General features: G+C 61.6%; 20 protein-coding genes and 1 pseudogene. 5 read left to right on the top strand and 16 right to left on the bottom strand.

Annotated features, from left to right (window positions below; all coding sequences use genetic code 11):
* Window positions 1-7 precede the first annotated feature (7 nt).
* The 11 genes from FJ934_RS14935 to FJ934_RS14885 are packed head-to-tail and all read right to left on the bottom strand — an operon-like array spanning window position 8 to window position 11,601.
* Window positions 8-649, bottom strand: a complete 642-nt coding sequence (locus FJ934_RS14935) for a cytochrome c oxidase subunit 3 (RefSeq protein WP_140610372.1) — start codon at window positions 647-649, stop codon at window positions 8-10.
* On the bottom strand, window positions 646-2,286 hold the full coding sequence (gene ctaD, locus FJ934_RS14930; RefSeq protein ID WP_140610371.1) for a cytochrome c oxidase subunit I: 1,641 nt from the start codon (window positions 2,284-2,286) through the stop codon (window positions 646-648). The genes FJ934_RS14935 and ctaD overlap by 4 nt, the downstream gene beginning before the upstream one ends.
* Window positions 2,283-3,242 carry a cytochrome c oxidase subunit II gene (gene coxB / locus FJ934_RS14925; protein ID WP_140610370.1) on the bottom strand — a complete coding sequence of 320 codons (960 nt, stop codon included), beginning with the start codon at window positions 3,240-3,242 and terminating at the stop codon, window positions 2,283-2,285. Before coxB ends, ctaD begins: the two co-directional genes overlap by 4 nt.
* The gene (locus FJ934_RS14920; protein ID WP_140610369.1) at window positions 3,239-3,988 is read right to left on the bottom strand and encodes an SCO family protein; all 750 of its coding nucleotides are present in this window, start codon (window positions 3,986-3,988) and stop codon (window positions 3,239-3,241) included. Before FJ934_RS14920 ends, coxB begins: the two co-directional genes overlap by 4 nt.
* Window positions 3,985-4,446, bottom strand: coding sequence for a hypothetical protein (locus FJ934_RS14915; RefSeq protein ID WP_140610368.1), 462 nt, complete (start codon window positions 4,444-4,446; stop codon window positions 3,985-3,987). The genes FJ934_RS14920 and FJ934_RS14915 overlap by 4 nt, the downstream gene beginning before the upstream one ends.
* A complete protein-coding gene (locus FJ934_RS14910) occupies window positions 4,439-5,575 on the bottom strand; it encodes a hypothetical protein (RefSeq protein ID WP_140610367.1) in 1,137 nt (378 codons plus the stop codon). Before FJ934_RS14910 ends, FJ934_RS14915 begins: the two co-directional genes overlap by 8 nt.
* The gene (locus tag FJ934_RS14905; protein ID WP_226890366.1) at window positions 5,572-6,111 is read right to left on the bottom strand and encodes a cytochrome c; all 540 of its coding nucleotides are present in this window, start codon (window positions 6,109-6,111) and stop codon (window positions 5,572-5,574) included. The genes FJ934_RS14910 and FJ934_RS14905 overlap by 4 nt, the downstream gene beginning before the upstream one ends.
* Window positions 6,108-6,635, bottom strand: coding sequence for a DUF3341 domain-containing protein (locus FJ934_RS14900; protein ID WP_140610366.1), 528 nt, complete (start codon window positions 6,633-6,635; stop codon window positions 6,108-6,110). The genes FJ934_RS14905 and FJ934_RS14900 overlap by 4 nt, the downstream gene beginning before the upstream one ends.
* Window positions 6,632-7,990 (bottom strand): NrfD/PsrC family molybdoenzyme membrane anchor subunit, encoded by a 1,359-nt coding sequence (nrfD, locus tag FJ934_RS14895; RefSeq protein WP_140610365.1) that lies wholly within the window; start codon window positions 7,988-7,990, stop codon window positions 6,632-6,634. Before nrfD ends, FJ934_RS14900 begins: the two co-directional genes overlap by 4 nt.
* Window positions 7,983-10,961 carry a TAT-variant-translocated molybdopterin oxidoreductase gene (locus FJ934_RS14890; RefSeq protein WP_140610364.1) on the bottom strand — a complete coding sequence of 993 codons (2,979 nt, stop codon included), beginning with the start codon at window positions 10,959-10,961 and terminating at the stop codon, window positions 7,983-7,985. Before FJ934_RS14890 ends, nrfD begins: the two co-directional genes overlap by 8 nt.
* Complete coding sequence (locus FJ934_RS14885) at window positions 10,945-11,601, bottom strand: cytochrome c3 family protein (RefSeq protein WP_140610363.1); 657 nt, start codon at window positions 11,599-11,601, stop codon at window positions 10,945-10,947. The genes FJ934_RS14890 and FJ934_RS14885 overlap by 17 nt, the downstream gene beginning before the upstream one ends.
* Before the next feature lie 652 nt (window positions 11,602-12,253).
* On the opposite strand from FJ934_RS14885, the gene FJ934_RS14880 reads away from it, so the two are divergent.
* The 4 genes and pseudogenes from FJ934_RS14880 to FJ934_RS14865 all read left to right on the top strand — a co-directional run bounded on the left by FJ934_RS14880 (window position 12,254) and on the right by FJ934_RS14865 (window position 14,640).
* Entirely contained in the window at window positions 12,254-12,712 is a 459-nt protein-coding gene (locus tag FJ934_RS14880; protein ID WP_140610362.1) for a DUF2231 domain-containing protein, read from the top strand.
* On the top strand, window positions 12,699-14,036 hold the full coding sequence (locus FJ934_RS14875; RefSeq protein ID WP_140610361.1) for a sorbosone dehydrogenase family protein: 1,338 nt from the start codon (window positions 12,699-12,701) through the stop codon (window positions 14,034-14,036). Before FJ934_RS14880 ends, FJ934_RS14875 begins: the two co-directional genes overlap by 14 nt.
* Window positions 14,037-14,131: 95 nt before the next feature.
* Window positions 14,132-14,427, top strand: a pseudogene (locus tag FJ934_RS14870) (PRC-barrel domain-containing protein); the annotation flags it as partial.
* Window positions 14,428-14,436: 9 nt separating this feature from the next.
* Window positions 14,437-14,640: a hypothetical protein gene (locus FJ934_RS14865; protein ID WP_181165633.1), complete on the top strand. Its 204-nt coding sequence runs from the start codon at window positions 14,437-14,439 to the stop codon at window positions 14,638-14,640.
* Between the two features lie 164 nt (window positions 14,641-14,804).
* Here the strand turns inward: FJ934_RS14865 and FJ934_RS28015 are convergent, their stop codons facing one another.
* Window positions 14,805-14,966 (bottom strand): hypothetical protein, encoded by a 162-nt coding sequence (locus FJ934_RS28015; protein ID WP_181165630.1) that lies wholly within the window; start codon window positions 14,964-14,966, stop codon window positions 14,805-14,807.
* Between the two features lie 204 nt (window positions 14,967-15,170).
* Between FJ934_RS28015 and FJ934_RS14860 the strand changes: the two genes are divergently transcribed.
* A complete protein-coding gene (locus FJ934_RS14860) occupies window positions 15,171-15,890 on the top strand; it encodes a Crp/Fnr family transcriptional regulator (RefSeq protein WP_140610425.1) in 720 nt (239 codons plus the stop codon).
* Between the two features lie 139 nt (window positions 15,891-16,029).
* On the opposite strand, the gene FJ934_RS14855 is transcribed toward FJ934_RS14860, so the two are convergent.
* The 4 genes from FJ934_RS14855 to FJ934_RS14845 all read right to left on the bottom strand — a co-directional run bounded on the left by FJ934_RS14855 (window position 16,030) and on the right by FJ934_RS14845 (window position 18,372).
* Entirely contained in the window at window positions 16,030-17,124 is a 1,095-nt protein-coding gene (locus FJ934_RS14855) for a flavodoxin family protein (protein ID WP_246671515.1), read from the bottom strand.
* A 146-nt stretch (window positions 17,125-17,270) separates the two neighbouring features.
* Window positions 17,271-17,435, bottom strand: a complete 165-nt coding sequence (locus tag FJ934_RS14850; RefSeq protein WP_140610360.1) for a DUF3309 family protein — start codon at window positions 17,433-17,435, stop codon at window positions 17,271-17,273.
* 229 nt (window positions 17,436-17,664) lie between these two features.
* Window positions 17,665-17,829, bottom strand: a complete 165-nt coding sequence (locus tag FJ934_RS28010) for a hypothetical protein (RefSeq protein ID WP_181165629.1) — start codon at window positions 17,827-17,829, stop codon at window positions 17,665-17,667.
* A 147-nt stretch (window positions 17,830-17,976) separates the two neighbouring features.
* Entirely contained in the window at window positions 17,977-18,372 is a 396-nt protein-coding gene (locus FJ934_RS14845; protein ID WP_140610359.1) for a PRC-barrel domain-containing protein, read from the bottom strand.
* Between the last annotated feature and the right edge of the window lie 207 nt (window positions 18,373-18,579).

Genomic DNA, 18,579 nt, shown 5'->3' with positions numbered 1-18,579 from the left:
CGTTCCGTCATCCCCGGTTGATCAGATAGAGGATCGGAAACAGGAAGACCCAGACGATGTCGACGAAATGCCAGTAAAGACCGACGGCTTGGATCCGGCGAGCCCTGCCGGCTGGATTGGCATGAGACCACAACGCAAGCACGCCGGCGATAGCGAGAATGCCCGCAATCAGATGCAGGGCATGCAGGAAGGTCATCGCGAAATAGAGGCCGAAGAAGAATTCGGCGTGAACGGGATCCGGTCCGTTATAGCTGAACGGCGCGCCGAGAACTGGCGCCAGCCCCTCGCTGAACTCCTTGCTGTATTCGACCGCCTTGACGGCCAGGAAACCAAGTCCGAGCAGAGAGGTCGCCGCCAGCGACCAGATTGCCGCACGCCAGCGACCGCCCGCCGAATACATATGCGCCAACGCCATGGTAAAGCTGCTGGTGATCAATATGGCTGTGTTCAACGTGCCAAGCGGCAATGACAGACGTTTGGACGCCGCAGCGAAGGCGGCGCCATAATTCATATGCGCGATGAGAAAAACCAGGAAAATGGCACCGAAGAGCATCGCCTCGGAGCCGATGAACACCCACATGGCCAAGGTGTCGGCTGCCTTCTTGCGAGATGCATTGTCGAAGGCGATGCTCTGCGTCTGGCTACTCACTGGCCCGCCTCCAGATGCGGGCTGAAGCGTTCGTGCTCCAGCCCCTTCATGTCGTAGGCGTAAGCCGGCCGCGTCACCACGGGCATCGTCTCGAAATTGTGCGGCGGCGGCGGCGAACTCGTCTGCCACTCCAAGCCGGTCGCCTGCCATGGATTGTCCGGGGCCCGCGCGCCGCGGAACAGCGACCAGGTGAGATAGAACAGAGGCAAGAGATAGCCGATAGCCAGCACCACGGCGCCCGCCGACGACAGCACGTGCCAGAATTGGAACTCCGGCGGGTAGATGTGGTAGCGCCGCGGCATGCCGAGGAAACCCAGCATGTATTGCGGGAAGAAGGTGAGGTTGAAGCCGAGAAACGTGACTGTCGCCGCGATGCGTCCCCAGGTCTCTGAATACATGCGGCCAGTGAGCTTCGGCCACCAGAAATGCAGGCCGGCCATATAGGCGGTCACCATGCCGCCGACCATGATGTAGTGGAAATGGGCGACGACGAAGTAGGTGTCGTGCACGTGCACATCGATGGCGAGAGCCGCCAGAAACAGGCCGGCCAGGCCGCCGAAAGTGAACAGCGCCAGGAAAAACAGCGCATAGAGCATCGAGGTCTCGAAGCTGATCTCACCCTTGCGCAATGTCAGGCTCCAGTTGAAAACCTTGATCGCGGAAGGGATGGCGACGCAGAAGGACAGGAACGAAAACACCACGCCGGCATAGGCCGATTGCCCGCTGACGAACATATGATGGCCCCAGACCAGGAAGCCGAAGACGGCAATCGCCATTGAGGACAGGGCGACCGCCTTGTAGCCGAACAGCGGCCGGCGGCTGAAGCAGGGCAACACTTCCGACACGACACCCATGCCGGGCAGGATCATGATGTAGACCGCCGGATGCGAGTAGAACCAGAACAGGTGCTGAAACAGCAGCGGATCGCCACCAAGCCTGGGGTTGAAGATGCCGATGCCGAAGACGCGCTCCAGAACGATCAGGATCAGCGACGCGGCAAGGACCGGCGTCGCCAGCACCATCACCAGGGCCGTCGCATACATCGTCCAGACGAAGATCGGCAGCCGGAACCAGGTGAGGCCCGGCGCGCGCAGCGTGTGCACGGTGACGATGAAATTGATGCCGGTCATGATCGTCGAAAACCCGACGATGAAGACGCCAAGGGCGGCGGACGAGACGAACCCGTTGGCATAGAGCGTCGACAGCGGCGTGTAGAAGGTCCAGCCAGTATCGACGCCGCCGGCAACGACGGAGAACAGGGCGAAGAAGCTGCCAAAAATGAACACATACCAGCTGGCAAGATTGAGGCGCGGGAAGGCAAGATCGCGCGCGCCGATCATCAGCGGCAGCAGGAAATTGCCGAGCGTCGCTGGGATCGACGGCACCAGGAAGAACCAGACCATGATGATGCCGTGCAGCGAAAACAACCTGTTGTAGACATCATCGGAGACGAGATCGCCGGCCGGCGTCGCAAGTTCGATGCGGATCAGGACGGCGAAGGCGCCGCCAAGGAAGAAGAAAGCGGTCAGCGAAACGAGGTAGAGCCAGGCCACCCGCTTGTGGTCCGTCGTCAGCAACCAGGCGCGCGGGCCACTGCCTTCGCCCAGATAGCTTGCGGCCGCTGCGGAAACGCTCATCGTACTGCCTCGTTTTTTACCCGCTCCCGAGGTGAAAGCGACTTGAGATAGGCGAGCAGCATCTGCAGTTCCCCTTCGTCGACCAACCCGTCGAAACTCGGCATCACCGGTTCATAGCCGGCGGCGATCTCCTTGTTGGGGACAAGGATGGAATCGCGCAGATAGCGTTCGTCGGCGATCACCGTCTGCTGGTTGGCCAACGCCACGGGCCGGCCGAAAATACCCGCTAGCGAAGGCGCCCTGACCTTGCTCGAATTGCCGTGGCAGCCCGAACAGCCAAGCGCCCGGAACAGCTTTTCGCCGCTCGCTGCCAGCGTTTCCCCCTCGCCTTGGTTCTCCAGCCAGGAGGCATACTGCTCCGGCGCCATCGCGGTCACCCAGCCGCCCATCTCGGAGTGCTGCGTGCCGCAATATTGGGCGCAGAACAGATGGTAACGGCCTGGTTCCGTGGCGATGAACCAGACATGGGTGGTGCGCCCCGGCACGGCGTCCTGCTTGACCCTGAAGGCGGGAACAAAAAACGAGTGGATGACATCCTGCGATGCCAGGGACACCACCACGGCTCTGCCGACCGGCACGTGCAATTCGTTGATCTCCCGCTGGCCGCCAGGATGGCGAAACTCCCACATCCATTGCTTGCCGAGACCGGCGATCTCGATGGCATTCGGCGGCGGATGGTCGCGGCGGACAAACAGCACGGCGCCCCAGCCGAAAAAGATGAAGGCGATGACCAGGCTGGCGACGGTCCAGGTCAATTCCAGTGGCAGGCTGCGCGCTCGCTCCCCGGTACGATCGGCAGGCGAACCGACGCGGTATTTGACGGCATAGCCGACCACGAGAAAGGTGAGCGAGAGACCAAGCGCGATGGCAAAGGCGAGCAACGTATAGAACAGCACATCGACGCTGCCCGCGGCGGACGACGCTTGCTGCGGAAAAAACGGGATGCCGAAGCTCATGCGCGCCTCCCGCGCATCAGCAGCAGGATCGTCATTGCGAGCCCAAGAACCGTCGCGATGCCTGCCACCTTCAGGGCAGCCCAGATCGCCGGCGTGTATTGACCTTTCGACGCGTCGAAGCCGGCACAAAGCAAAAAGACATGGTCGGCGATCGAGCCAAGCTTGCCCGCGGACGCCTCGACCAGTGCCAGTTCGAGATCGCGGGGCGTGAAGGTCAGCGCCGGCAGCACCTGCGCTATGCGGCCTGCCGGCGTCAACGCAATGATGGCGATCGGATGGACGAACTGGTCGATGCCGGCGCGTCGGTCGAAGGCAATGCCGGCTTGCGCGGCAAGAGCCGCGCCGGCGCCGTCAGCACTGGTGAGGAACCGCCACGAAGACAGTCCATCGCCAGCTACAGGCGCGATCGCGGCCTGCACGTCGGCGGCATCGCCGGTTGTTTCGGCAGCATCGATGGAGACGAACAGCGCTCGGTAGCTAGCCGGACTGAGCGATATCTTCTTCAGGTCCGAGGCAACCGCTTGTTGGGTGACGCCGCAAAGATTGGGGCATTTGTCATAGCCGAAGATAAGCAGCGCGGGGCGCCCGCCGAGCGTTTCGCCGAGCGTTCGCTGTTTCCCGGCCACATCGCGAAGCGTCCGGCCAAGATCGAGTTGCGCGCCGATTTGCGGATCAAAGCTCGGGCGCTCGGCCGCGATGGCCGGCATGGCGATGAGCAGACCCAGCGCGACGAGCCAACCCTTCATGGAACCGCCCCGCCATTGTGCGATGCCGATCCACGGCAGCGATCCGCCTGCGGCGTGCGCGGCACGCCCTCTGCAAGCAATGGGCAATTGCCGCCGCCGGTCGTTGCCGCCTGCTGACCCCAATCGGGCAGGCCATGGCTGACGAGCGCCGACATCGCCTCGTCGATCGGAATGCGGGCAATGCCGGCGGCGCGATCGACCCAGCCAAGTTCCTGCAATTCCCGATCCTCTTGCGCTCGGAAACCGGCGAGGTCGCTTTCCGGCGCCGGCTGCAACGCCGGACTTGCCTGATTGGACAATGTCGCAGCGCCAGGCGACGGCCAAAATGGCGATGTGTCGAAGACGAGCCTGATGGCGATTGCAGCTACGGCCAAAAACAACAGCAGCCCGGCACCAAAGCAGAGCAGCGCGCGCGGCCAGACATCGCGGTTTTCGGGATGGCGGGCGACCTTAGCCATGTGCAGGCCTCAGCCGCCAGAGAGCGATCACGTCGGGTCGCTTAGCCAAGAAGAACAACAGCGCCAGCCAGAGTCCGCCGGCACCCGCCATCGCTGCCAGATCGCACCAAAGCTCCTGCGCACCGCCATTGAAAAGCGCCGGCCGGATCCGCCAGAAAATATCGATGAAGTGGCCGGCAAGCACGATGCCGGCGAGCCTGAGCAGACCTGCATGGCTGCGCTTTACATCCCGGCTAAGGAAAGCGGCCAGCGGCAGGGCGAACTGACCCGCGATCAGAAGCCAGAGCAGATACTGCCAGCCATGACTGCTGCGGATGACATACCAGTGGATCTCCTCCGGCAGGTCGCCGCCCCAGATCACCAGCCACTGCATGAAGGCGAGATAGGCCCACATCAGCATGAAGCCGAACGCCATGTTGGCAACGTCTTCGCTCAGTGCAACGTCCTCCTCGCCGCCAGGCAGGATCTCTATGGCGCGCTTTGCCGCAAGCATGATCATGGCAAGGGTGAAGGCGCCCACGACTTCCGAGGCTGCTTCCAGGAAGGCATAGATGGTCGAGGTGAACTCCGGCTCGAGCGACAGCATCCAGTCGATGGCGAAGACCGTAACCGCCACACCATGGACAATCAGCCCGACGGCGCAACCTTTGCCCGCATCCCGACGATCGCTGCTTTCGTCCTCCGCCGTCCAGCCGAGCACGAGCCACGCCAACGAAAGCCAGATCGCGGCACAGACCACGAAACGCAGCAGGAAAAACGGGACGTTCAGATAGGCCAGTTTCTCGCGCACCGTCTCGGACAGCGCTGCCCCATCGGTGCTTGCCCAGGGAAAGACGAGGTCGAGCCGGAACAGCACCGGCAGGAGAAAAAGCAGGCCCAGCGGCAGTGTCGCCACCAGCGCGCGCAGCGGCTGGCGGACCGCCTCGCCCCATCGCCCGCCGGTCAGCCCGTGCACCATCAATATGGTCAGCGCGCCAAGCGGCAAGCCGATCAGGAAAAGTGCCGTGGTGAGCCAGGCAGCCAGCATCGCCCGGACATCGGCAACCCCTTCTGCCACGCAGGACAGCAATCCTGCTGCCGCGGCGGCCAGCGCGAACCCTGTGTAACGATCGACGGCAAGCCGCATCATCGCGCCGCCTCCGCCTCGAGCCGGGCGCGCAGGCTTTCGGGAAGCCCGGCAACGGGCGCGTCCCGCGAATACTGCAAGGCCCTGACATAGGCGACGATCGCCCAGCGATCGGCAGGCGCCACACGCGCGGCATAAGAATACATCGCGCCATAGCCGTCCGTGATGACATCGTAGATGTGTCTGTCGGTCGCTTTGCGCAGGGCGTCCTGATGATAGGAAGGCGGCGCCGGAAAACCGCGCTGGACGATCATGCCGTGGCCGTCGCCGGTGCGGCCATGGCAAGGCGAACAGAAGATGTCGAAACGCTGCCGCCCGCGTTGCAGCAGCGCCATCGTGATCGGATAGGGGAAAGTATCGGGCACCGGCGAGAGATCGGCGTCGCGCGCGACCGTCCCCTTGGCCGGCATTCGCGCCGACATGCCGTCGGCGAATTGGTCACTTTTCGCGAGCGGATTGTAGCGCGGCTGGTCTTCCATATCCTGGCGGCAGCCGGCGATGAGCATGGCAGCCAGAAGCAGGGCGAACCGCGCCTTCACGCTTCCACCTCCTCGACGCTTTGCGCGCCCAGCCGCGTCAGTTGGCCTTTGGTCACCCCCTTGCGGAATTTCGGGTCGGCGACCTCGATGAAGAGGTAGAACTTGCCACCGCGCGCATAGCTGAAGCTGCCGGCGTTGAACACTGGATGGTAGTATCGCGGCAGCCGGTTGGCGCTCAGCATGCCGACAAAACCGGCCAGGGCCGCTCCCAGTATCGCAGCCTCGAAGGCGATGACGGTGAAGGCCGGCCAGGAATGCAACGGCCGGCCGCCGACATTGACGGGATAGTCGATCTCGACCGAGTAGAGGATCAGTGCGTAGACCAAAACCGCGCCCAGAATCCCGCCGCCAAGAACGACCCAGGGCAGGCGCGATTTCGGCATGCCGAGTATTTCGGCCAGCCCGCGCACCGGGAAGGGCGAGAAGGCATCCATGCGCCGGTAGCCACGCGCGCGCATCGTGCGTGCCGCTTCGATCAGCGCTTCGGGATCGGCGAACACCCCGATGATGCCGTGCAGGCTCATGTCGCCTGTCCCTTTTCCTCGGCCAGTTCCTCGACCTCGAAGATGGTGATGGCAGGGAGAATGCGGATGAACAGGAAGACGAGCGCGAAGAAGGTGCCGACCGAACCGAACAGGATGCCGAAATCGAGCCAGGTCAACGACTGCTCGCCCCATGACGATGGTAGATAATCACGGCTCGGCCCAGTGACGACGATGATGTAGCGCTCGAGCCACATGCCGATGTTGATGACCAGCGCGATCGCGAACAGCAGCGGCATGTTGAGGCGCACGCGCCGGAACCAGAGCAATTGCAGCGCGCCGCAATTGCAGGCCAACATCACCCAGAACAGCGGCGCGTAGGGGCCGAAGGCGCGCTGCCACATCATCGCGCGCTCGTAAGGCTCGCCCGAATACCAGGCGAAGAAGGCTTCCGACGCGTAGCCGTAGATGACGATCATGCCCGCGGCGATCATCAGCTTGCCGGCATTGTCCATGTGCTTGAGCGTGATAAGGTCCTCGACCGAAAAAGCCCAGCGCAGCGGAATGGCGATGGTGAGCACCATGGCGAAACCGGACAGCAAGGCGCCGGCGACGAAATAGGGCGGGAAGATCGTCGAGTGATAGCCGGGCGTGATGGCGAAGGTGAAATCAAGCGCGACGATCGAATGCACCGAAACGACCAGGGGCGTGGCCAATGCCGCCATCAGGAAATAGACCGTCTGATAGCGCGCCCAGTGGAAGGCGGAGCCGCGCCAGCCAAGCGCCAGTATGCCGTAGAAGAGCTGCCCGGCGCGCGACTTCGCCCTGTCGCGCAGCACGGCAAGGTCGGGCAGCAGCCCCATGTACCAGAAGAGCAGAGAGACGATGGCGTAGGTAGAGATGGCCGCGAAATCCCACACCAGCGGACTTCGCCACTGCGGCCAATGCATATGCGTGTTGGGCAAAGGCAGCAGCCAGTAGAAGAACCAAGGCCGTCCCAGATGCAGGATCGGAAAAAGACCGGCCATGGCGACCGCAAACAGCGTCATTGCCTCGGCGAAGCGGTTGATCGAGGCACGCCATGGCTGGCGCAGCAACAGCAGCACGGCCGAAATCAATGTGCCGGCATGACCGATGCCGATCCACCAGACGAAATTCGAGATCATCGTGCCCCAGGCGACAGGGATGTCGATGCCATAGGCGCCGACGCCGACCGAGATCAGGTAGGTGATGGAGTAAAGGAAGACGAGCACCAGGAGAAAGCAGAAGAAGAACGCTGTCCAGAAATGGCGCGGCAGCCGGCCATCCAGCACGATCGCGCCGATGCGCCCGCTGATTTCGGGAAAATCATGACGGCCGCGCAGCACGGCCGTGCTCCTGGCGGCCACCTCAGCCATCGGCCTTCTCGCCCGGCTGAACAAGCTTGGGGTTGCTGTTCCTGATCTTGCCGAGATAGGTGGTGCGCGGTCTGGTGTTGAGCTCTTCGAGCAGCGCATAATTATGCGGCGCGCTCTTCTCCTGGACGACCTTGGAGGCCTTCTTGTTCTGGTCGCCGAAGCTTATGGCTCGTGTCGGGCAGGCCTGCTGGCAGGCCGTCACGACCTCGCCATCGGCAATGTCGCGGTTTTCGATCTGTGCCTGGATGCGCCTGGCGCTGATCCGCTGGACGCAATAGGTGCATTTTTCCATCACGCCGCGCGAGCGCACGCTGACATTCGGATTGTGCACGGCCTGCTCGGGGCCGGCCTCGTCCTTGTCGAAGGATTGATGATCGAGGAAGTTGAAGCGCCGCACCTTGTACGGACAATTCTGCGAACAATAGCGCGTGCCGATGCACCTGTTGTAGATCTGCGCGTTCAAGCCGTCATGGGTGTGCACGGTCGCGTTGACTGGACAGACCACCTCGCACGGCGCTTTCTCGCAATGCATACAGGGCACCGGCTGGAAGAACACATCAGGCGCATCGACCGGGCCGGAATAGTAACGATCGATCCGCAGCCAGTGCATCTCGTGGCCGCGCGCGCATTCGTCAGGACCAACAGTCGCGATGTTGTTCTCGGACTGGCAGGCGGATACGCAGGCCATGCAGCCGATGCAGGCCGACAGGTCGATCGCCATGGCCCAGGCTTCTTCGTCATAGTTCCAGTCGGGGTAGAGCGACTCCGTCGGCGCGCGCGGAACGCCGTCACGGACAAAGCCCGGGTTCTCGCGGAAACCGTCGAGCGAAGCGTGCCGGACGATGGCGCGGCCTTCCATCGCCTGGTGGTGCTGTGTGGTGATAAGCTCCGCCTTGCTCTCGCGCGGAGTTACCGTGGCGCCGGTGGCGACCCATTCCGCAAAGCTCGTGCGCAACTGAAATGCATCGTAGCCATGAGCCAGCGCTGCCACCGAACCGACCTTGCGGCCGAAGCCCAGGGAAAGCGTCACCGTGTCATCCGGATGCCCCGGCGTGATCCAGATCGGCGCATCGATGTTCGCGCTACCTCGTGCGATGTTTATGATCCCACCGTTCTCGAGCTTCAGCCGTTCGGCGCTCGCAGGCGAGATCAAGGCGGCATTGCCCCAGACGAGCTTGGTCAGCGGGCGCGGTAGTTCCTGCAGCCATGAGGCATTGGCGTAACGCCCGTCGCGAAGCCATGGATCGGCAACGAAACGGATATCGAAGCCGTTCGCGGTCACCGGGTGGTGCTGCAACCCGCCCAGATCCGGCGCCATTGTGACCGGCACTGGCTTGGACGCGCTGTCCGGCACAAGGCCGTCGCGCAGGGCCTTGCGCCAGGCGGTGTCGTCGAGGGCTTTCCAGGTCTGGCGGACCAGCGCCAGCGCATCGGCATCGAAGCGGCCACTGAGAGCAGCGAGAATCTCGTGAATGGTCTTGCCGCCGAAAAGCGGCTCGATAAGCGGCTGCACGATCGAGGCGACGCCATCATAGGCACGACTGTCGCTCCAGCTTTCCAGCTCATGCGCGGCCGGCACATGCCAGTGGGCATGAAGTGCCGTTTCGTCCCTGTAAAGGCCGAAGTGGATGAGCAGCTTCAATTCGGAGAACAATTGATGGACGTCGAGATCGGACGGCGCGGTGTGCAACGGGTTTGCGCCGAGCACCACCACCGTATCGATCGAGTGGTCGGCGATCGCGCTGCGGAGTGCTGCCAGATCGCCGTCGGAGCGAACCTCATCCGGCGACTCGATGAATTCCACCGTGTTGCCGAGGGAGCCAAGCTTTGCATTGGCTGCAAGAGCGCAGGCATGCGCGAAGGCGCTTTGATGCGCGCCGGGCACGACCAGCGCCTTGGCGCCCGCCCCCTGCAAATCCTGCGTCAGCGCCGCCATCCATGCAGGATCGACAATAGAAGGCGTCGAATTCGCTTGATCGCCCAGCACAGCATCCAGTGCAGCTGCAACAGCCTCGATTTCGCTCGGCCGCATTGCGAGACGATGGTCGGCGGCCGCTCCTGTGATGGTCGGCGTCGATTCCACCGCATAGAGCCGGCTCATGCTGTCGTTTGGCGCGCGCACCCGCCGCCGCGCGGCGAAATCGCGCGCATAGGCAAGCCGGCCAGGCCCCTCCCCGAGGAAATCCGCGTCGAGGCTGAAGATCGTCTCCGCGCGGTCGAAACGGTAGACGGGCATCAACGCTTTACCGAACAGTGCCATCGATGCCTGCGCGCCAGCAGTCGTTGCAAGTGGATCGTGACGGAAGATCTTCAACCGCGGATATTGTGCCCGCAGGGCTTCGACCTGGACCTTCGCTGTCGGCGATGTCGTTGCTTCCATCAGCAGGGCCGCGCCCAGGCCGCCCGACCCAGCCAGCCTGGAAGCGAGCGCCGCCATATCCCTGAGGAAGTCGCCGTAGGCCGCCGGCTCGCCATCTTTCAGCGGCGTGCGGGAGCGGTCGGGATCAAACAGGGTGAGCACAGCCGCCTGCATGATGGCATCGGTGGCACCGCGCGAGGCTGGGTGGTCGGGATTTCCCTCGACCTTGGTCGGGCGTCCCTCATGGCTTTCCACGACGGCGCCGATGCCGAAGCCGTCGCTTGAAAGCGTCGTTGCATAATAGCGTGGCTTGCCGGGAACGACATTTTCAGGCTGACGCACATAGGGAACGATGCTCCGCGCCTCGCTGCAGGCGGTAAGCCCGGCAAGCGACAGCGAAGCGCCCATCACTTTCAGCATCGTGCGCCGGTTGATGCGGCTTGGGGGGCGGTCGGCCAATGCCGGGAATTCGGCTTCGACGAAGCGCAGGAATTCAGCTGTGCGGGCAATCTCGTCGGGGCTCCGCCACACGTCATGGCCGTTCGAAAGTTGCTCGCGCAAGGCGGCGATCCCGGCGATCGGAATTGGCCTGATATCAGCGATGGCAGACATAGCAATCCGTCATCGTTTCGGGGTGGATGTCGAGCACGCTGATCAGTGAGCGCCTGATCTGCGCGATGTCGTCAGGCGGTTTCCAATGCATCAGGAACACGTCCTGCGGTGGCCGCAGATTAGGCTGGGGATCGCGATGGCAATCGAGGCACCAGCCCATGCTCAGCGAATGCGCCCGCGCGGTCAGCGGCATATCGTCGACCTCGCCATGGCATGTCTCGCAGGCGACGCCCTTGGCGATGTGAATCGAATGATTGAAGTAAACGAAGTCGGGAACGCTGTTGACGCGCTGCCATTCGAGCGGATGCCCTGATGCCAGGCTCGCCCGCACCGGCGCCAGCATATCGGCGTTGGTGAACAGCTGCGAATGGCACGTCATGCAGACTTCGGTGGCCGGCAGCCCGGCCGATGACGAGGTCTCGACGTCATTGTGACAGTACCGGCAGTCGAGTCCGAGTTGGCCGACATGGTGCTTGTGGCTGAACGGGATGGGTTGAGCCACGGCCTGGCCCACGCCGGTCACGAAACCTGAGCGCGGCATGGCGATGCCGATCACGATGGCTAGAAGCAACGCTGCGCATATGGCCCAAATCACGAAGCGGGCGACACCATTGGCGCTCTTGGAAAAAACCTGCGGCATCCCCTCGCCGAATTTGCTGAAACGCGCGTGTGAGCTAACGGCGCGTCATAGGGATGGTTCCGGCGCTACGCCGGCTGTCACAAGTTTTTGACCCCATCAGTCTCCAACAAGTCAAATGGTCGCAACGCAGCGGCGTGCCCGGGAAACGGATGCGCTCGCCCTGTCGCAAGCGACAAAACGCTGGCGACGCGGCCGAAGGCCCGATATGTCAAAATTAAATGCGGGCGTCGGTTTCAAGTGATAAGTAACATCTGGCGGGCGGCTCTCTCGGGAGGAGATGAGTCCGATGGAAGTTAGAGAACTGCTTGAGAGATTGTCGGCCGCTATGTTGCGCCGGCGTGTTGCTGCTTCACCAAAACCTGTCAGGCCGATCCGAAACTCGCTCTCCGATGTCCCGGTAAAGCCACGCCAAGTGCCATCCTACCGCCCACGGCCACCATCCCGACCGGCGAGCAATATGTAGCCAGACGCAGGCGCGATTCAAAGAGGCCACCAACTGGGTAGGAGCCTAGCTAGCCGTTGATCCGGCAAGGCCTCATTTCACCTTCCAGTGGCCTCATTCACCTTCCAGTGACTGGGCAAATCCCAGGGGAACTTTCTCACAATCGTCTGGTTGTTTTCCGAGCACCAGCTGGTGGGAAGGAATTCCAAAATGGACAGGGAAAACCCGAGATCGACGGCCAGAATTTCCGGCCATCCAATTCATCCAATGCTGGTCACGATCCCGATAGCCTGCTTCGTCGGAACGTTTCTCACGGACATAACCTACTGGCGGACGGCAGAGATGATGTGGGCCGACTTCTCGGCCTGGCTTGTCACCGTCGGTGTCATTGTCGGCATTCTGGCGGGCATTGCAGGCCTCGTCGATTTCATCGGCGAGGGCGAGATACGGGCACAACCGGTCGCCTGGCTGCACATGGCCGGCAATCTCGTCGCACTCATCCTGGCGTTCTTCAACATGCTCGTGCACACGCGCGACGCCTGGACCTCGGTCGTGCCAACAGGGCTGATCCTGTCGACACTGGTCGTACTTATCCTGATTGTTACAGGCTGGCTCGGCTGGGCCCTGGTCTATCGCCATCACGTAGGAGTGGCCGATGAGACACTTTGATCGAACCTTCAGATTGACGACGGTGGCGCTTCTGTGCGCCACTGCCTTCGGTGTCGCCGGCTGCAGCGACGACAACACCGACCCGAGCACGCAGATCGGTGCGAACCCGAAACTGCCTGACATAAACCAGTATCTGTTCCCGCCGATGCATCTTGCCTCCGTGGTGGGATGGAAGAACGACGAGAAACCAACCGTAGCCCAAGGGTTGCAGATCAAGGCGCTGGCCAAGGGGCTTCAGCACCCGCGCTCGCTTTATGTGCTGCCCAATGGCGACATTCTGGTCGTGGAATCCAAGGCGCCGCCCGCGCCATCGATCAAACGGCCAAAGGATCTGGTGATGGGCTGGATCGAATCGATAACGACCTCGGGCGGCGACAGCGGTCCGAGCAATCGCATCACCTTATTGCGCGACGCCAATGGCGACGGCGTGCCGGAGTATCAGGGCGTATTCCTCGACCATCTGAACTCGCCATTCGGCGTGGCGCTGGTGGGCAACGATCTCTACGTCGCCGACACCGACGCGATCTTGCGTTATCCCTATCAGCCGGGCGACACCAAGATCACAGCGCCGGGGACGGTAGTGACGGAGTTGCCGGGCGGACCGATCGATCACCATTGGACGAAAAGCCTGGTCGCCAGCCGCGACGGCTCGCTGCTTTATGTCGGCGTCGGTTCGAACAGCAACATCACCGAAAACGGCATCCAGGCCGAGAAGGATCGCGCCGCGATCTGGGAAGTCGACCGGGCGACGGGACGTTCGCGTATCTTCGCCAGCGGACTGCGCAATCCCAATGGTCTGTCGCTTGAGCCTGAGAGCGGAGCGCTCTGGGCGGTCATCAACGAACGGGACGAACTCGGCCCGAATCTGGTTCCGGATTACCTGACATCGGTGAAGGATGGTGCGTTCTATGGCTGGCCCTACAGCTATTACGGACAACATGTCGACCCGCGCGTCATGCCGCAGCGGCCGGATCTGGTTGCAAAGGCAATTCCGCCCGACTACGCGTTGAGTTCCCATGTCGCGCCGCTTGGACTGGCTTTCTACACCGGGACCAGCCTGCCGCAATCCTATCGCGGGGGCGCCTTCATCGGCGAGCACGGCAGTTGGGACCGCGCTCGCTTCAATGGCTACAAGGTTGTCTTCGTGCCGTTCAGCGGCGGTCACCCAAATGGAGTGGCGCAGGACGTCGTCACGGGTTTTCTGAACGAGAAGGGCGAAGCGAGAGGGCGGCCGGTTGGTGTGGCGATCGACAAGTCCGGCGCACTGCTCATAGCGGACGATGTCGGCAATACGGTGTGGCGCGTGACGTCATCTGGTTCATAACGGCCTCGGTGACCGATGAACGTTTCCTGCATTTCGGATGGAACGGATGACCATTCACGGGATTACGAAAAATAACCCCGTGAGGAGGCATGACGATGGATCACACCAATCACGTCCGGCTCACCGCCAGCGAATTGACGCCGACAATTCTCGAAGACGCCGCCATTTACGGTCCCAACGACGAGAAAATCGGTTCCGTCTCGCACGTCCATGGTACCGGCCCGGCAACCGAAATCGTCATCGATGTCGGCGGCTTTCTGGGCATCGGCGCGCCAAACCTGTCGCTGTTCCTGCCAGCCAATTGGACTTCATGCGTGACGAAGACGGAGAAGTGCACGCCGTCACGACATGGACGAAGGATCAGCTCAAGGACATGCCCGAACACCACGACGAAGGAGGCTTGGTCATGACAGGCTCGCGTAACGCTGCGCAAGGCACCACGAATGAGAAATCGCGCTGGGAAGGCCCGCCGGAAAACCGCCCTCGCGGATATCGCCCGGCAAAGGATGACCCCGATATCGATCGCGATGCCAGCGGCGAAAACCTGCAGGATCCCGACAAGCGGGATTTGGGCGACGCGCTGAAAACGAAGGGCGATAAATAGCAAGAATACGATACGGCACCGGCCCGGCAGGATCGGGCCGACACCAGCGTCGGCGCATGCACTTCGTCTCGTAACATTGCTCCCGCATCACCGCCGATCAGCGCCCCCTGCATCGAAATTAAGCGCAACTCCAACCACTACGGCTCCGGACCTATCACGGACCGTCACTCGCAGTTCGTGATGATCCCCGGTAAGGCATCGCGCGTCATGTCCACAATCGCTCGGATGGCTTCTTTCTTGGCATGATCGAAATCAGCGCAATCAATGCCGTGCCGGTCTCGCGCCAGGTTGCCATTCTCTTCCACGTCAAAATAGAAAATTGTCATGGTGCCGCGAACGTCGGGCGTCCCGAAAAGTTCCCGTAAGCCCGAACCGAGCGTGCTCCGTCCTGCGCCGTCTGGGACAAGCATTTGAAGACGCGCAGCTTCGAAGAATGTGGTATCTCTAACTGAGGGGCGCCTTGCAGCTCCCGCCCATCCGTTGTGCCCGATCCGCATCAGCGGCCTATGCGTTCGATCGAGGCTAAGATGATGCTTGACCCCCTTTATCTGCAGCTCGGCCAACATGACGACCTTTCCAATGAGGAAAAGACCCTCCTGGCCGGCATCATGTCCACGGGTCGGGACTTCGCCGTCGGCCAGGATATCGTTGCGGCCGGATCCCGCCCCGCCTACAGCACCTTGATATTGGATGGCTTTGCCGCGCGCTATAAAGTGCTGGAGAACGGCGGACGTCAGTTCACTTCATTGCAGGTGACCGGTGACTTTGTCGATCTTCATGCATTTCTCCTAAAAACCATGGACCACGGCATTGTCGCCCTTTCGCCTTGCCGCGTGGCCTTTGCCGACCACAGCAAGCTGAAGATGCTTACCGAACGGGCTCCTCACCTGACGCGCCTTTTGTGGCTGGACACGCTCATTGATGGCGCGATCCACCGCGAGTGGATCGTGGCGATGGGACGGCGATCCAAGACTTCGCACCTCGCTCATCTGATCTGCGAGCTCTTCGTGCGGCTGCGCGTGGTCAATCGTACTGAGGGCATGAGCTTCAGCCTGCCTCTCTCGCAAGCCGAGATGGCCGATGTGTTGGGCCTGTCTGTTGTGCACATGAACCGGGTGATCGCTTCCCTAAAGCGGCTAGAAGTCGTCGCCTGGTCAAATCACACGGTGACGATTTCGGACTGGGACCGGCTGGCAGGGATCGCCGAATTCGATCCCACCTATCTGAGCATGAATAACGAGCCAAGATAGCGTGCCGCGTGGCTCAATGGCCTGTTTTCGTGCAGGTGTGCGGCCACCGATCTGGTTGCTTGAGAACCGTGCCCCAAGGCACTGGCGGCAGCAGGACACCGGACGAAAGGCGCCCCGATTTGCTCTGGATGTCCGCAAGTCATTTAGGGTGCGGATTTTTGAGGTTCGAACCGATCGGCTTCAGTCGGCCGGCCCTGCGCTCCGCGACGGCCTCGGCGAGGGCTCGCGCGGCATTGCGTACCTCTTCTTGCACAGCCTCGTTGGCATCGAGTTCCTGATGGCTGGTCGCGTACGGCTTCCAATAGCCGATATAACGATCAAGTTCGGCATAGGCTCCCGCCGGCGAAAGTCTCATGAAGCAGAGCCAATCGGACAATGACCGTCGCACATTTTCCACGCCTTCGACATCGCCGTGGACCACGACGGAAAACAGCCGGCCCGCAAGATGGCGCGGGTAGTCCCAGCCGCTCATCTCGACCTTCTTTGCCTCGGTAGCATCCTTGCCGTGCGTGAGCGTTGGGTCGGGGTTGCCTCCGTCCGCACACACAAGCCGGTCCATCATGAGCTTCACGGGCGAGGAAACCTGGTACCAATTCACTGGCGTGATGACCATGACACCGTGCGCGGCGACCCAAAGCGGATAGATGTCGTTCATCCAGTCCTGGGTCTGGCCGAGAGAGTGATTGGGATAGCATGAACAAGGCCAATGGCACAGCGCCGCCGCGGTCGAGAAACATGCCTTGCACGGGTGAATGTTGCGGCCATATTCTGAAGCGAGCCGAGACAAATCCAAAATCTCGGCGTCCAGCCGGGCTTCGTTTTGGATGGTTGACCTTGCGATTTCGGCCAACCGGAAGCTTTTCGACATTTCGCCCGGACAGGTATGCTCACTGCGCGACGATCCGTTGACGATGAGGATGGTCGGCGTTCGCGCCCTGTCCTCATATTTTTTCTGGGCATCGCGAATGGCATCACGCGCGGAAAGCCATTCGACCGACAGGTCGTAATCAGGATCAGCAAATTCCGCGCCTGCCTTGCGGGTGACCGGACTCTTCCTGGACTCCCTGTAGGCCTGCCAGGCGACTTCGGCGAGTGCATCGATTGCCGCCTCATGCGGTTGAAACGCCGGATCGAAAAATTGCTCCCGGTACCGGCTCTTGAATTCGGCCTCGTCTAGCCGGGGACTTGGCATGCCCTTGCGGGGGACTGGCGCCTCTACAAGCTCATTGTTCATCACTTCTCCTCGTCCCGCCAGGCTTGCGCTTGTGGCCCGCCAGCGTCCCGTTGCGGCTTTCCGTGGTCTGCTTTGTTCCCCGGGCCAAACATGCGCCCGGGGTGCGTTTCCACTCGCCACCTATGCCGCCCGCTGGGCGCTGCCGGTCAGATGCGGCCCAGGACCACGAGGATAATTATGATAATCAGCAACAGCCCAAGACCGCCTCCGCCATAATAGCCAGTCCCGTAGAACGGACCGCCTCCCAGGCCGCTGAATCCGCCCAGCAATGCAAGGATCAAGATGATGATAAGGATTGTGCCCAAGCTCATGTGATAGTTCTCCAGTACAGCCCAACCGGCTGCTGAACAGAAACGCGCTTGGGTGCTTCGTGTTCCGGTGTAACGAGGCCGGCGAGCGGAAAGCACGGCTCGGATCGGATTCCTGCAGGCAGCCATCAGGCCAAGAACGCGTTCGATGGAAATGAAGAGAACCACGCGGCCGCGATCAAGGCGGTCATTCGCAGGTGACGCTGCAGTGGGCCAAGGTGCGCGCTAGAGCCTATCCTTCGGCCTTGAAATTCTTGGCTTCCTTTTCAACCTTCTTCTTGTCACCGCCGTGCTTGCGAATGAGATCGTCAGCCTGCTTCGGCGATACGTCGGTCGTCTCCGCCAAGCGCATTGCTTCGCTTTTCTTTTCAGATGATTTCTTCTTGGCCGTTGTCATAAAAGGTCTCCTTGTCGATGTGTCTCGTTCGCAACCGGGAATGACTGTGAGCGGCCGCGCAAAGACAGGTTGGACTGAGAACCATGATGCGGATTTTCTGATCGAGCCGCAGGGTCCAGAATGTGCGTCCGGTGCCGCAGGAAAAGCCTACTTGCTCCAACGGCCTTCGTACTTGAACTCCGGCGCAGCCTTTAGCTGGTCCTTGGTGGCGTCCATGGTGGCCGCCCACTTTTTGTCGTTCTCGGAGTAATTGACCTTCACAGCAGCCGGCGAAACGATCACGTAGTGCTCTCCAATGCCGAGGAAGCCGCCCACCGAAACGATGTAGCCGGCAAGCGTGCCATCGGAGATGAGGAGATCCTTGATTTCCCCGACGGTCTCGTTCGCGCCATTTACGATATTAAGCCCGATCAGGTTGTAGCTCAGAATATCGGTAGGCTTGGCGGTGATATACGTTCCAGTCGTCGTAGCGGTCGCCGATTGCGCGAGGTTCGGTGTCGCCAGTGCGGACACTGCAGCCAGAGCGATCAGAATGTTACGCATGAACTTCTCCTGTTGAAGGCCGTCCCCCGTCGGTTGAACGTGGCACTTCAACAACGGTTCCGATCTCAACGATGCATTCTATTCGCCAAGATTTCTTCCAAGAATTTCGCGATCGACCGGCCTGTCAGGTTAGAGCATAATCTGACCTGACGGAATCGCGAGGGATTCCCATCGGCGAGAATATCTGATTCATCATGTCTGCTGGAT

Source organism: Mesorhizobium sp. B2-4-12, assembly GCF_006441575.1.
GTDB lineage: Bacteria > Pseudomonadota > Alphaproteobacteria > Rhizobiales > Rhizobiaceae > Mesorhizobium.
The sequence above is the reverse complement of the archived record's forward strand: the minus strand, read 5'-3'. Positions and strand labels throughout refer to the sequence as shown.